A 12,848-nucleotide genomic window follows, 5' to 3' on the forward strand; every position below is an offset into this window, starting at 1 on the left:
CCTTTTTATAGTGGCCTGACCGTAAACACCGGGCCGCGATGGCCCAGAACGAGGTAGGCCATGTCCAGCAAACGTGATGTCGTTTTCCCGCCAGATCGCCATGCTTTGTACGAGTTGCACCGCTACTCACCGGCGATTCGCTCCAATGGTTTTCTGTTCGTATCCGGTCAGGTCGGCAGCCGCAAGGATGGTTCGGCCGAGCCGGACCTCGCGGCGCAGGTTCGCCTGGCCTTTGCCAATCTCAACGCGATCCTGGCCGAGGCCGGTGGTAGTTTCGAGGATGTGGTTGATACGACCATCTTCATGGTCGACCCCGACTCGACATTCGAAACCATTTGGGAGGTGGCAGCCGAGTATTGGGGCGAAGCGCCTTATCCCACGGTGACCGCTATCGGCGTGACCTGGCTTTCCGGCTTCGATTTCGAGATCAAGGTGATCGCGAAACTGCCGCAATAGTAATGGGGTAGGGGAGCACGCTCATAGCCCGTCCTACAGGAATGAATAAGATTTTCCCTATTTCGAGTAGTCCGTTTCCGAAGCATGCTTTGGCCACTGTTGCGCCCTCGAAGTGGCGGCTAGTCTCGCTGGGTCGTTGCCAAATCAACGACCAGGTCTGCAAGCCTGCGCGGTATTACGATGGTGCTCACCATGAGCCTCGGCGTTGAGTCGTGGGTCTCGCTTTATGGTGGCTACGTGCGGGTGACCTTTTGGTCAGCCGGGTTTTCGCCTCGTAATGCCCCGGTCTTGCAGACCTGCACGTAGCTGCCACCTTTCACCTGCAAGTGAAAAGGTGGCGGTCTGACTAATGCATTGCGAGGTACTTATGCTCAAGATCGTCCCGGATCCACCACCGTCCACCGAATCCCCCCATCTCCTTGAAGACACCCTGGTCCAGGCCACCGAGTACGTCATGTGCGCGCTGGCCGTCGCCCATCAATCGTTCAATCACCTGCCGAAATCACCGGCCACTTTGGTGATGTTGACGATGATGCACGAGCTTGACGCCACCCGCACATTGCTGGAGTCGGCACTTGCCCAGCTCCACATGAGTACGCGACCGCCGTCATACACTCTGCACTGACAGAGCCGCCACGGACTGGTGAGAGTGGGCGCTCGGATCAGTGAAACTGCTGATGCGATTCCCGTCATCACCTGGACTTGCCTCATCGCGGGTGTACGACCGAAGACATCCTTTACATCGGGGCAAGCCCGCTTCCACGCATTTGATGCATAACCAGTCGGCGTGCAACCCGGTCTTCGAACCCGCTACATCAAAGACACCCGAGGATTTCGCAGATGGACAACGAAACCCCTGCAGACCACGGCCAGCTCGGCTGGACCGTCGGCACCTGCACCTGCCTGGAAGGCGCAACCAAAGGTACGCGGCTGTTCCGCGTAGAGCCCGGCAACTGCGCGAACCACGCCATGGAGCAGGCTTCCGTATTGCTCGACAGCGCCCGCCGGGCTTCCTTTATCGGTGTGATGGACAACGAACCGGTGCTGGTCTGGGCCTCGCACTACCTGAGCGATATGGCCAAGGCATTGATGGATGATGCCCATATGGGGATTTTGAAGAAGGTGTGAAACAGAGCCCGATGGTCTGGGGACGGGCAGCGCATCCCCCAGGCCGTGCTCGAATGTCCTTGACACCTCCTATCGTGGCGACAAGCCCGTATAGTGCCTAGCGTGGTGTTTCACAAATACGACCATAACTCACGGCGATTTATTGGTCGTATTTGCAAAACACCACACTAGCTCTCATCAGTCAAAGGAGTGGCCATGAAACAAACAGCACATCGCATAGGGAGGGGAATCCGATGCGTATTGCAATGATCCTCGCGACAATCGGGACCACCTTGTCGTTGATGTCGCCGTCGCTATCGGCGTCACCCAGCCAACCTCCGTCTCCGTCAACAGGGCGCGCTGACCAGCAGCGTATCTCGGTCCAGGTCGAAGGCGCGGGCAGGGATGTGATCCTGATTCCGGGGCTGGCATCGTCCCGCGAGGTATGGGCTGACCTTGCTACTCGGTTACGCGAGAACCACCGCCTTCACCTCGTGCAGCTTGCAGGCTTCGCCGGTTTGCCTGCGGTGTCCGATAGCGAAGGGAAAGTGGTCGCTCCAGTGGCCGAGGCCATTGCTGATTACATCCGCACCCAGCATATCGAGGCACCCGTGATCATCGGTCACTCGCTGGGGGGAGAGGTTGCACTCATGCTGGGGGCTCGCCATCCCGATCAGGTCGGTCGCTTGATGATCGTCGATGCGTTGCCGTTCTATACGTTGCTGATCGATCCTTCCGCCACCAGCGAAACCGCTACCGTGCAGGCTGCAGCGATGCGCAGTTCGCTGTTGGCAGCATCGCCGGAGCAGAACGAAGCGATGCAGAGTGCATCCATCGCCCGACTCGCCAAAACCGAGGCGGTAAGACCAGGGCTGATTTCTGCGGGGATCAGTTCTGATCGCAAGACTGTGGCTGACGCGGTGTATGAGTTAATGGTCACTGACTTGCGTCCTGAACTTGGTCGTATCAGTGCTCCGGTTGAGGTCGTGTATGCATACGATGCTTTTTACGGCGTACCTGCATCCAGCGTCGATGCAACGTTCCGTCGGGCCTATGCTTCGACACCTGATATCCATTTCACCCGGATCGATGACAGTTTTCATTTCGTCATGCTCGATCAACGGGAGCGGTTTGCCAGCGCCGTGGTGACCTTTCTCAAGCCGGGAGCAGAGCGCGGGCAATGAGTCGTTGGCGTGCTTGTGGGCAGCCTTCTCAAGGTGATCGAGTGAGGGCCTCCAGGTGTACGCCGCAACCCTTGCAGCGCCTATGAGATCGAGCGCCGCCCGCGCGGCGCATCGCTGGCAAGCCAGCTCCCACATTTATTTCTGGCCAGTTATGCCTGCGCCGCCGCGGCTGTACGCCTTGTGGGTACGACGCGGTTTCTGTGTGTGCACCACTGGCGTCCCACCTGTCTCAAGACATGCACCAAGGCGAACAGCGACAACTTCACAGGACAGACTGGCCCGAAACAGATGTGGGAGCTGGCTTGCCAGCGATGCGCCGCGCGGGCGGCGCTCGATCTCATAGGCGCAGAAGCCTTTGCGGCGAACACCTGGAAAGGCCCGGAGCTTACATCCCAGCACCCATCAGAAACTCCCCTTGAGCGTCACCATGAAGTTGCGCGGCTCACCGTAGTGGTTGCCCCAGCCTGTCGCACCCACGGTGGCGTAATAGCGCTTGTCCAGCAGGTTGTTGCCGTTCAGCGCCAGGCTCCAGTGTTCGTCCAGGCGGTACTGCACGCGGCCGCTCCACAGCGTGTAGCCCGCTTGCTCGATGCTCAGGTTGCCCTGGCGGCGGAAGTTCTCGCTCTGGCTGGATACCCCGGCCCCCACGGTCCAGCGGTCAAGCGCGCCGGCGAGCTGGTAGTCGCCCCAGACCTTGAGCATGTGTCGCGGGATGAAGCTGGACGTGAAGTTGAGCTCGGTCGGGTCGGTCGGGTTGATGGTGTTCAGGTACTTGGTCTGGGTGTAGGTGTAGCCCGCCAGCAGTTGCAGGCGCTCGATGGGCGAGCCGCTGACCTCGGCCTCGAAGCCTTGGGCGCGCACCTTGCCGCTGTCGGTGTAGCAGTACTGGTCGCCCGAACCCTTGCAGGTGTCGACGAAGTCGGTTTCGGCGCGGTGCTCTTCAATGGTGCGGAACAGGTTGAAGGCGGTGTTGAGCGCGCCGCCGAACAGTTCACCCTTGATGCCCAGCTCGTAGTTGGCGCCGGTCTTCGGTTGCAGGGCCTGGCCCTGGGCGTTCACCAGGTTGCTCTGCGGCTGGAAAATGTCCGCGTAGCTGGCGTAGGCAGTCCACTCATCATTGAGGTCATAGAGCACTGCGGCGAAAGGCGTGACCTGGCCGTTTTCCTGGCTGCGGTTGTGCACCCAGTAGTCCCAGGCCTGGGTGTAGGAATCGCTTTTGTTGCGGTACCAGCTAACCCGCGTGCCGAGCACCAGGGTCAGCGGCTCGGCCAGCTTCAGGCGCAGGGTGGCATAGGTGCCGTACTGGGTGGTGGTTGAGTCGGTGGGTTCGCTGCCGCCACGGCTGGGGTTGGCCAGAAACTCGTCCTTGGAGGGGTGTGGAAAGGCCGGTGACGGGTCGAAGGGGTTCTGGGTACCGTTGAGCGGCATCAGCGCGAAGTAATCGTGGGTCTTCTGGCGGCTGGCGTTGGCGCCGACGATCAACTCGTGCTCGAGACCGAATGCCTCGAACTTGCCGTCGACGTAGCTATCGAAGCCGTAGTCGTCCTGGTCGTAGTCGAAACGCCCGACATGGCGGCGGATACCGGCACTGCTGGCGCCGACCGGTACCGCGCCTTCGGAGTAGCCGTACTCGAGGTTCTGGTTGTTGTGGGTGTAGACCGAGGCGAAGTTGAGCGTCCAGTCGTCATTGAAGCGATGCTTGAGATCGGCGAAACCGGTGATGCGCTGGCTTTGCAGGTCGTTCCAGCTGGCACCCAGGCAGGTGGAGCGCGACAGCTTCAGGTCGCTGCCATCGGCATAGCGGGGCAGGCCGGTGTAGCAGGGCGAGGCATCGATGTCTTCATAGGCCAGGCCGACGCCCAGGGTGGTGTCAGGCGTCACGTCCCAGTCCAGGGCACCGTACAGCACCTGGTCCTGGCGCTTGGCATTGTCGTAGAAGTACTGGCGATCCTGCAGGGTGGCCACGGCGCGGCCGCGCACGGTACCCGATTCGTTCAGCGGGCCGCCAACGTCCACCTGGCCGCGATAGTTGTCCCAGGTGCCGGCGGACAGGGTCAGTGTGGTCTGGGCCTTGTCCTGTCCACGTTTGCGCACGAAGTTGACGCCGCCTGCCGATGAGCCGGAACCTTTCATCATGCCGGCCGCGCCCTTGAGGATCTCGACCCGGTCGTAGAAGGCCATGTCGCTGGAGAAGCTGTTGGCCTGGACATAGTTGCCGCCCACGTCCAGCGGCACACCGTCGTACTGGTACTGGCCGTCGAGGTTGAAACCGCGCGAGTAGAAGTACTTGCCGCCCATGGGCGAGTCGTAGACGGTGATGCCGGGGGTCTTGTCGAGCACCTGTTCCAGGGTGTTGAGGTTCTGGTCGTCGAGCATCTTGCGGGTCATGACCGTGACCGACTGCGGTGTCTCCTTGAGCGTATGCACGCCTTTGCCGATGGTCACCGCCCGCGCTGCATAGGACTGGGTGCCCTCGCTGGTGGCGTCGAGGCGGTTGGCGTCGATGGTCAACGGTCCCAGCTCGATCGCGGGGCCATTGTCAGCCGGGACCAGCACATAGCCGCCATTGCCCTGCCGCTGGGCTTGCAGCCCGCTGCTGCCGAGCAGGCGCAGCAGGCCTTCCTCGACGCTGTAGCTGCCGTCGAGCCCAGGGGTGGAGAGATGGCGGGTCTGCTCGGTGTCGAACGAAATGGTCACCCCCGCCTGCACGCCGAACTGGCTGATGGCGTTGCCCAGGGGGCCGGCTGCGATGTGGTAGGCGGTCTGGCTGACGGCCAGGGCGTCGACCGGCGCGAACATCAGGCCAGGCGCGGTGGCGAGGGACAGGCCGAGGGTGAACCGGTGGATGGCGTGGCGCAGGCGGGTGCTGGGCTGGAGCAGGGGCATTGGGTGATCCTTGCGTGTCATGGCGGAAAGTCGCTGTCGTCGCGGCTTGTGTCATGGACGGACGAGAATCGAAATCAGCAAGATTGCGGAAAATTTTTTTTGCACCGGGCTCAGGCAGGTTCGACGTTGACCCAGTAACGGCTCAGGTACCGCACCCTCACGGGCAGGGATTTCGGCAGGTTCGCCAAGGCGATATCGGTGTCATCGATGGCGAACGAGCCAGAAATGCGCATGCCTTGGACGGACGGCGCGCAACGCAGCACGCCGGGACGGTAGCGGCCCAGTTCGGCGATGAAATCGCCCAGGCGCCAGTCGTTCACGCTGAGCATGCCCTGCACCCAGGCCGCGGAATCGGCGGGCAGGGCTTGTGCGCGGCCGATCGCGTCGCGGTCAAAGCCGGCCTGTTGGCCGGCGTCCAGGCGCAACACCTGGTCGAGGTGGCGTTGCGGGCGTATCTCGACGGCGGACTGCAATACGCCGACCTGTGTCTGCTGCGCTGTTTGGCGCACGCTGAACTGCGTGCCCAGCGCACGCACGCTGCCGTTGTCGGTGTGCACGATGAACGGGCGGCGGGCGGCGTCGCTGGCGGTGCTGATCAGGATCTCGCCGCGATACAACTGGATCGCCCGCACCTGGGCGTCGAAGCGCACGTCGAGGGCGGTGTCGACGTTCAGCTCCAGCTGCGAACCGTCGTCCAGGCGCAGCGAGCGCCGTTCACTGCTGCCGGTGCGCTGCTGGGCGAGCAGGGCGCGATAGGGCACCTGCTCGCTGGCCAACCAGGTACCGCCACCGACGGCCAGTAGCAGGCCCAGCACCTTGAGCACCTCGCGGCGCTGCGCCTGGGCCGCGCCCAGGCCTGACAGCGCAGCCTGGCGCGGCACCGTTGACCACTGGTGTTGGAGTTTCTCCACCCGCGACCAGGCTTCGGCATGCGCGGGGCTTGCGGCCAGCCAATCCCGCCAGGCCTGGGTCCGTGCTATGTCGGCATCACCGTCATTGAGTTGCACGTACCAGGTCGCGGCCGCCTCGAGGGTTTTCAGGTCCACTGGCCGGCCCTCAATTGTCGACCACCAGCAGGCAGCGGGTCATGGCCCGGATCAGGTGGTTCTTGACTGTGGTGATCGATACATCGAAGCGTTCGGCGACCGCCGCGTAGGTCAGCCCTTCCAGTTGCACCGCGAGGAAGATGTCACGGGTCCTGGGGCCCAGTTCATCGAGCAGTACATCGACCGCTACCAGCATTTCGATGATCGACAGGCGCGTCTCCGGCGACACTTCGACCGGCTCCGGGCGCAGGGCCAGGGCCTGCAGGTAGGCCTGCTCGATGGCGCGGCGCCTGACTTTGTCGATCAGCAGCGCGCGGGCAATGGCGCTGAGGTAGCTGCGCGCCTCGCGAATGGGGCCTTGGTTGCGGGCAGTCATCACCCGCAGGAAGGTGTCGTGGGCCAGGTCGGACGCATCGGCGGCATTGCCCAGGCGTGCGCGCAGCCAGCTTTTCAGCCAGCCGTTGTTTTCGCAGTACAGCTGGTGAAGCGCCGAGCGGTCGAGCGTCGACATAGAGCGGGATCCGAGGTGTAAATGGTAATTGCTCGCATTGTCTCGGGGTGGCGGGGGGATTGCAAGGTCCGGCTGGCCTGTCGCACCCAGCTCAACTGATGAAAATTATCCTCGATACCAGCTCCGCACTGTTCTTCGCCTGCAACTTCTTCATCAACCGCGCCCGATGCACTTCCACCGTCCGATGCGATATCCCCAACTGCCGCGCCACTTCCTTGCAGGTCAGCCCGTTCACGATATGCGACGAAATCTGCCGTTCACGCGGCGTCAGTTGCACCGCGGGTGCCGGCTGCCGGTCGAGCCGTTCGAAATGCCAGATCATCAGCTTGAACGGATCCTCTGCCGTTAGCGTAAAGCCCTGGGCCCGGGCCCAGAACACCTCGCCGTTGCGGTGCTGCATGAAACGCTCGTCCGAATAGAAGGCGCCCAGACCGTTGCGCAGCCAGTGCTCGCTGCGCTCGCCAATGCTCTGGTAGTCGGCCTGGGAAGGGTAGAGCAGCAGGGTCAGGTGCCCGCGCAGCTCCTCGCGGGTGTAGCCGAACAGCCGGGCAAAGGCCTCGTTGCAGTCGAGCATGCGCCGGTGGCCGGTGATCAGTTGCGGCGCGGGTGACACCTGGAACGCCAGGCGCTCGAGGTCCGGGGAGGCGTGGGTGGGTACGGTCATCAGGCTTCCTGCCTCGGTGCTTGGGGTCATGTCCCGTAAGCATCACTACTTACTCGTGTACGTAGTTGCCCCAACTAGCGTGGGATTCGGGTGCTGCCACATTGTATGCAATACCCGCTTCAAGGACAGAAGAAAACACCATGTTCCAAGATTCCATCGCCATCGTCGCCGCCGCGCACAGCCCTTTCGGTCGCCTGGATGGCCTGAACCTCGAGGACCTGATCGTCCAGGTCACCCGCGATGCCTTGCAGGATGCAGGTATCGACGCCGCCGAGATCGACGCGCTGTTTCTCGGCCACTTCAACTCGGGCCTGGTGGCCGACGGCTTCCCCGCCTCGCTGATGCTGCAGGCCGACCCCCAGCTGCGCTTCAAGCCCGCCACCCGCTGTGAGAACGCCTGCGCCTCGGGCTCGGCGGCGATCCAGGCCGGGATCAACGCGATCCGCAGCGGCGCCGCCGAGCTGGTGCTGGTGGTCGGCGCGGAGAAGATGACCGGCAACAGCACGGTCGAGGTCACCCGGGCGTTGGCCGGCGCCGGTTACCAGAACGCCTTGCAGGAGGCCGGCCTGAGTTTTGCCCAGCTGTTCGGCCAGGTTGCCCAGCAATACACCGAGCGTTACCACAGCCCACTGGCGTCGATGGCGGCGATCGCGGTGAAGAACCACGCCAATGCCATGGCCAACCCGCTGGCGCAGATGCACCGGGTGATGGACTTCGAGCACTGCAACCAGGTGTCGCCGAGCAATCCGCTGATCGCGGCGCCCCTGCGGCTGACCGACTGCTCGCTGATCAGCGACGGTGCTGCGGCGATCATCCTGGCTTCGCCCGCCCGCGCCCGCTCGATGCGGCGCCAGGTGGCGATCCGCTCTATGGTCCAGGTCAATGACTTCCTGCCGTTGTCGCGCCGCGACATGCTGGCCTTCGAGGGGCCGCAGCGGGCCATCCACGGGGCGCTGCGCGAGGCGGGGGTGACCCTCAACGACCTGAGTTTCGCCGAGGTGCACGACTGCTTCACCATCGCCGAACTGCTGATCTACGAAGCCATGGGCCTGGCGCCGCGTGGCGAGGGGCACCGCGCCCTGGACGACGGCATCGTGCGCCAGGGTGGGCGCTTGCCGGTTAACCTGTCCGGCGGGCTCAAGGCCAAGGGGCATCCGGTGGGGGCCACCGGGGTGTCGATGCATGCCCTGGGTTTCGCCCAGCTGACCGGCAAGCCCATCGGCCTGGGCGTGCCCAACGCCGAGTTCGGCCTGCTGTTCAACATGGGCGGGATGGCGGTGGCCAACTACGCCAGCGTGCTGCAAGCCGTCAGGGTCTGAGGCATGAACATCGCCCATTGGTTGCAGGACGCGGCCCAGCGTTGGCCTGAGCGGCCGGCGTTGTTCGAGGGGACGCGGCAGATCGCCGACTACCGGATGTTTGCCACCCAGGTGCGGACACGGGCACTGGAGCTGCGTCACGTGCACGGCATCGAACCGGGCGAGCGGGTGGCGCTGTTGATGAAGAACAGCTGCGACTACCTGCAACTGCTCTACGCGATCTGGTGGTGCGGTGCGGTGGCGGTGCCGATCAACCACAAGCTGCACGCCCTGGAAGCCGCGTGGATCGCCGGCAATGCCGGGGCGCGGCTGATCTTCACCGACGAAGGCCAGCTGTTCGCCGACCTGGCATTGCCGAACGGCTGCCGCGAGCTGGCCGCGCCTGTCCAGCGCATGGCGGGGCTGTCGGCCGGCGATGAGCTGCAGGCGCCGTACCCCCGCCAGGACTGTGACTTGGCCTGGCTGTTCTACACCTCCGGCACCACCGGGCGTTCCAAGGGCGTGATGCTGTCCCATGGCAACCTGGTGGCCATGTCGCTGTGCTACCCGCTGGACGTCGACCCGGTAGCCGCCGAAGACGCCATGGTCTATGCCGCGCCGATGTCCCACGGCGCGGGGCTGTACAACTTCATCCACGTGCGTTGCGGCGCCCGGCACGTGGTGCCCCTGTCCCGGGGCTTCCAGGCGACGGAGCTGTTCACCCTGGCGCGATCGCTCGGGCAGGTCAGCCTGTTCGCCGCGCCGACCATGGTCAAGCGCATGGTCGAGCAGGCACGCCAGCAGGGCTACGCCGGCGAAGGCATCAAGACCATCGTCTACGGCGGCGGCCCGATGTACCTGGCGGACCTGGTGGATGCCCTGGATACCTTCGGCCCGCGCCTGGTGCAGATCTACGGCCAGGGCGAATGCCCGATGACCATCAGCGCATTGTCCCGCGAGGCCATCGCCGACCGTGACAACCCGGGCTGGCCAGCCATCGCCGCTTCCGTTGGTCGGGCCCAGGCCTGCGTGGAGGTGCGCGTGGTCGATGGCGCGGGCCGGGAGACGGCGGCTGGCGAGGCAGGGGAGATCGTCGTGCGCGGCCCGGTGGTGATGCAGGGTTACTGGGACAATCCCCAGGCCACCGCGACGGCCCTGGTGGACGGCTGGCTGCACACCGGCGATATCGGCTTTCTCGACGGCCAGGGCTACCTGTCGCTGACCGACCGCAGCAAGGACGTGATCATTTCCGGGGGCAGCAACATCTATCCCCGCGAGGTCGAGGAAGTGCTGATCCAGCACCCCGAAGTGTTCGAGGCCTGCGTGGTGGGCGAAGCCGACGCCGAGTGGGGCGAGTCGGTGGTGGCCTTCGTTGTGCCGCGCACGGCAGGCAGCCTCGATGCGCGGACCCTCAATGAGTGGTTCCTGGCGCGTATGGCCTCGTTCAAGAAACCGAAGAAGTACCTGTTCTGCGCCGAGCTGCCGAAAAACAGCTATGGCAAGATTCTCAAGACCCAGTTGCGCCAATGGCTGCAGGACCCGGACGGGTCGCTCGGCAGCGCTTGAGCCGCGACATTTCATGGAAAGCGACACGACAGGAGTTACCCGCATGGGCATGTCACCCGCCAACACCCAGCGCCAACGGCGCCGGGCTTTCATCGGCGCCACCACCGGCCACCTGATCGAGTGGTACGACTACGGCGTCTACGGCTTCCTGGCCTTGTATATCGGCAAGGCCTTCTTTGTTTCCGACGACCCTACCAGCAGCTTGCTGGCGAGCTTCGCGGCCTTTGCCCTGAGCTTCTTCATCCGGCCCTTGGGCGGGCTGTTCTTCGGCCCGCTGGCGGACAAGATCGGCCGCCGCCGCACGCTGATCACGGTGCTGGTGATGATGGCCGGCTCCACCTTCCTGCTCGGCCTGCTGCCGACCTACGCCAGCATCGGCATCGCCGCGCCGGTGCTGCTGGTGCTGATCCGCTGTGTACAGGGCTTCTCCGCCGGGGGCGAGATTGGCACCATCACCAGCTTCATCTCCGAATACGCCGGCCCCGGCCGTCGGGGTTTCGCCACCTGCTGGCTGATGGTCACCGCGGTGCTCGGCCTGCTGCTGGGCGGTGCGGTGGCCAATGGCATGACCTGGGCCCTGGGCGCCGAGCTGATGCAGGAATGGGGCTGGCGGATTCCGTTCCTGATTGCCGGCCCTTTGGGCTTCATCTCGCTGTATATCCGCCTGAAGCTCGAGGACAGCCCGGAGTTCCTCGCCCTGGTGGAAGCCGGGCAGACCTCCAAGGCGCCGCTGCGCGAGGTGTGGCAGTGGAAGCGTTCGATTGCCCTGGTGTTCTTCATCATCACCTTGCACAGCTCGATCTTCTACCTGGTGCTGACCTTCGCCTCGACCTACATGTCCAACACGCTGAAGTTCGACAGCGGCACCACCTTGCTCTATGTGTTCGTCGCCAGCCTGTCGGCGGCGCTGGTGATGCCGTTTGGCGGCGCCTTCACCGATCGCTACGGGCGCAAGCCGTTCCTGATGGTGATCGGCACGTTGGCGACCCTGGCCATGTACTGGTTCTTCAAGACCGCGCCGGGCGCCACACCGGCCACTCTGTTCTGGCCGCTGATGGCGGTGGCGATCCTGTTCGGGCTGTATGCGTCGTCGACCTACGCGCTGATGAGCGAGCTGCTGCCGACGCGCATCCGCTCCACCGGCATCGCCATGGCCTACAACATCCCGGTGGCGGTGTTCGGCGGCAGCGCGCCGCTGATCTCCACCTGGCTGATCAAGGTGACCGGGGATATCACCGCGCCGTGGTACTTCTACGTGGGCACCGGCGTGGCGTCGCTGCTGGCGCTGGTGGTGCTGCGCCAGGAGGACTTCGTGGCCTGCAACCGTGCACCGACGCAAGAACGTCCGGTGGGGACGGTGCTGGCGGATTCTCAGGCTTGATGTAGCAGGGGGCTATCAGGCGCAGCGCCAATTCCGGAGCGGGGCGGCATTCTGTTACAGTCGCCGCCTCATGTAATCGGCCCGAGGATGTACAAGGATGTCGCTGCACGATTGGTTCGGATTTGTCGTTGTCTCGATGGTGGTGACTTTGTCGCCAGGCCCGGGTGTCATCATGGCGTTGTCCAACTCGCTGTCGCACGGGCCGAGGCGGGCGATGCTCGGTTCGCTGGGCAATGCGCTCGGGCTGCTGGTGGTGTCCACCGCCACCAGTGCGGGCCTCGGGGTACTGCTGCAGACCTCGGCCAGTGCCTTCCTGCTGCTCAAGGTGGTGGGCGCGAGCTACCTGATCTACCTCGGCGTCAAGCAGTGGAAAAGCCGCAGCAGTGCCTTCGACCAGCTCGAGCAACCGGTCAAGGCCCTGGTCAGCAACCGCCGGCTGATGCTCAACGGCGTGACGGTGGCGTTGACCAACCCGAAAGCCATCCTGTTCTTTGCCGCCTTCTTGCCGCAGTTCATGGGAACGGGCAACGGCGCCGATAGTCAGCTCGGGCTGCTGGTCGGCACCTTCGCCCTGTGCTCGATCCTGGCCCATGCTTTCTATGTCCTCCTGGCCCAGGCGTTGAAGCGCAAGCTGGCGGCACCGAACCGCGCCCGCCTGATGAATCGCCTGTTCGGCGTGTCGTTCATGACGCTGGGGGCCAGCCTGTTCACCGTTCAGGCCAAGACCGCCTGAGCCCAACGTTTTCCGA

General features: G+C 64.0%; 12 protein-coding genes. 8 read left to right on the forward strand and 4 right to left on the reverse strand.

Features of this window, described 5'->3' with window-relative positions:
• Nucleotides 1–60: 60 nt before the first annotated feature.
• The 4 genes from ACVWY1_RS18910 to ACVWY1_RS18925 all read left to right on the forward strand — a co-directional run bounded on the left by ACVWY1_RS18910 (nucleotide 61) and on the right by ACVWY1_RS18925 (nucleotide 2,747).
• Nucleotides 61–456: a RidA family protein gene (locus ACVWY1_RS18910; protein ID WP_104445248.1), complete on the forward strand. Its 396-nt coding sequence runs from the start codon at nucleotides 61–63 to the stop codon at nucleotides 454–456.
• A gap of 367 nt (nucleotides 457–823) precedes the next feature.
• Nucleotides 824–1,081: a hypothetical protein gene (locus tag ACVWY1_RS18915; RefSeq protein ID WP_110702331.1), complete on the forward strand. Its 258-nt coding sequence runs from the start codon at nucleotides 824–826 to the stop codon at nucleotides 1,079–1,081.
• Between the two features lie 215 nt (nucleotides 1,082–1,296).
• Nucleotides 1,297–1,584 (forward strand): DUF3077 domain-containing protein, encoded by a 288-nt coding sequence (locus ACVWY1_RS18920; RefSeq protein WP_198754240.1) that lies wholly within the window; start codon nucleotides 1,297–1,299, stop codon nucleotides 1,582–1,584.
• 233 nt (nucleotides 1,585–1,817) lie between these two features.
• Nucleotides 1,818–2,747, forward strand: coding sequence for an alpha/beta fold hydrolase (locus tag ACVWY1_RS18925; RefSeq protein ID WP_110702236.1), 930 nt, complete (start codon nucleotides 1,818–1,820; stop codon nucleotides 2,745–2,747).
• Nucleotides 2,748–3,149: 402 nt separating this feature from the next.
• Here the strand turns inward: ACVWY1_RS18925 and ACVWY1_RS18930 are convergent, their stop codons facing one another.
• From ACVWY1_RS18930 to ACVWY1_RS18945, 4 genes are all read right to left on the reverse strand, one after another.
• The gene (locus ACVWY1_RS18930) at nucleotides 3,150–5,633 is read right to left on the reverse strand and encodes a TonB-dependent siderophore receptor (RefSeq protein WP_457378621.1); all 2,484 of its coding nucleotides are present in this window, start codon (nucleotides 5,631–5,633) and stop codon (nucleotides 3,150–3,152) included.
• Between the two features lie 110 nt (nucleotides 5,634–5,743).
• Nucleotides 5,744–6,679: a FecR domain-containing protein gene (locus ACVWY1_RS18935; RefSeq protein ID WP_139670494.1), complete on the reverse strand. Its 936-nt coding sequence runs from the start codon at nucleotides 6,677–6,679 to the stop codon at nucleotides 5,744–5,746.
• A gap of 10 nt (nucleotides 6,680–6,689) precedes the next feature.
• Nucleotides 6,690–7,190, reverse strand: a complete 501-nt coding sequence (locus ACVWY1_RS18940) for a sigma-70 family RNA polymerase sigma factor (protein WP_139670496.1) — start codon at nucleotides 7,188–7,190, stop codon at nucleotides 6,690–6,692.
• 91 nt (nucleotides 7,191–7,281) lie between these two features.
• The gene (locus tag ACVWY1_RS18945; protein WP_046855313.1) at nucleotides 7,282–7,854 is read right to left on the reverse strand and encodes a LuxR C-terminal-related transcriptional regulator; all 573 of its coding nucleotides are present in this window, start codon (nucleotides 7,852–7,854) and stop codon (nucleotides 7,282–7,284) included.
• 140 nt (nucleotides 7,855–7,994) lie between these two features.
• On the opposite strand from ACVWY1_RS18945, the gene ACVWY1_RS18950 reads away from it, so the two are divergent.
• The 4 genes from ACVWY1_RS18950 to ACVWY1_RS18965 all read left to right on the forward strand — a co-directional run bounded on the left by ACVWY1_RS18950 (nucleotide 7,995) and on the right by ACVWY1_RS18965 (nucleotide 12,832).
• On the forward strand, nucleotides 7,995–9,173 hold the full coding sequence (locus ACVWY1_RS18950; protein ID WP_139670498.1) for an acetyl-CoA acetyltransferase: 1,179 nt from the start codon (nucleotides 7,995–7,997) through the stop codon (nucleotides 9,171–9,173).
• 3 nt (nucleotides 9,174–9,176) lie between these two features.
• Entirely contained in the window at nucleotides 9,177–10,718 is a 1,542-nt protein-coding gene (locus ACVWY1_RS18955; protein WP_457378622.1) for a class I adenylate-forming enzyme family protein, read from the forward strand.
• Between the two features lie 43 nt (nucleotides 10,719–10,761).
• Nucleotides 10,762–12,099, forward strand: coding sequence for an MFS transporter (locus tag ACVWY1_RS18960; RefSeq protein WP_102682435.1), 1,338 nt, complete (start codon nucleotides 10,762–10,764; stop codon nucleotides 12,097–12,099).
• A 97-nt stretch (nucleotides 12,100–12,196) separates the two neighbouring features.
• Nucleotides 12,197–12,832, forward strand: a complete 636-nt coding sequence (locus ACVWY1_RS18965; protein ID WP_139670502.1) for a LysE family translocator — start codon at nucleotides 12,197–12,199, stop codon at nucleotides 12,830–12,832.
• Nucleotides 12,833–12,848 lie beyond the last annotated feature (16 nt).

Source organism: Pseudomonas sp. TE6288 (genome assembly GCF_054062095.1).

Excerpts from the sequence above, each read along its gene's own strand:
- ACVWY1_RS18910 (WP_104445248.1), top strand. The coding sequence starts at position 61 with ATGTCCAGCAAACGTGATGTCGTTTTCCCGCCAGATCGCCATGCTTTG.
- ACVWY1_RS18915 (WP_110702331.1), top strand. The coding sequence starts at position 824 with ATGCTCAAGATCGTCCCGGATCCACCACCGTCCACCGAATCCCCCCAT.
- ACVWY1_RS18920 (WP_198754240.1), top strand. The coding sequence starts at position 1,297 with ATGGACAACGAAACCCCTGCAGACCACGGCCAGCTCGGCTGGACCGTC.
- ACVWY1_RS18925 (WP_110702236.1), top strand. The coding sequence starts at position 1,818 with ATGCGTATTGCAATGATCCTCGCGACAATCGGGACCACCTTGTCGTTG.
- ACVWY1_RS18930 (WP_457378621.1), bottom strand. The coding sequence starts at position 5,633 with ATGCCCCTGCTCCAGCCCAGCACCCGCCTGCGCCACGCCATCCACCGG.
- ACVWY1_RS18940 (WP_139670496.1), bottom strand. The coding sequence starts at position 7,190 with ATGTCGACGCTCGACCGCTCGGCGCTTCACCAGCTGTACTGCGAAAAC.
- ACVWY1_RS18945 (WP_046855313.1), bottom strand. The coding sequence starts at position 7,854 with ATGACCGTACCCACCCACGCCTCCCCGGACCTCGAGCGCCTGGCGTTC.
- ACVWY1_RS18950 (WP_139670498.1), top strand. The coding sequence starts at position 7,995 with ATGTTCCAAGATTCCATCGCCATCGTCGCCGCCGCGCACAGCCCTTTC.
- ACVWY1_RS18955 (WP_457378622.1), top strand. The coding sequence starts at position 9,177 with ATGAACATCGCCCATTGGTTGCAGGACGCGGCCCAGCGTTGGCCTGAG.
- ACVWY1_RS18960 (WP_102682435.1), top strand. The coding sequence starts at position 10,762 with ATGGGCATGTCACCCGCCAACACCCAGCGCCAACGGCGCCGGGCTTTC.
- ACVWY1_RS18965 (WP_139670502.1), top strand. The coding sequence starts at position 12,197 with ATGTCGCTGCACGATTGGTTCGGATTTGTCGTTGTCTCGATGGTGGTG.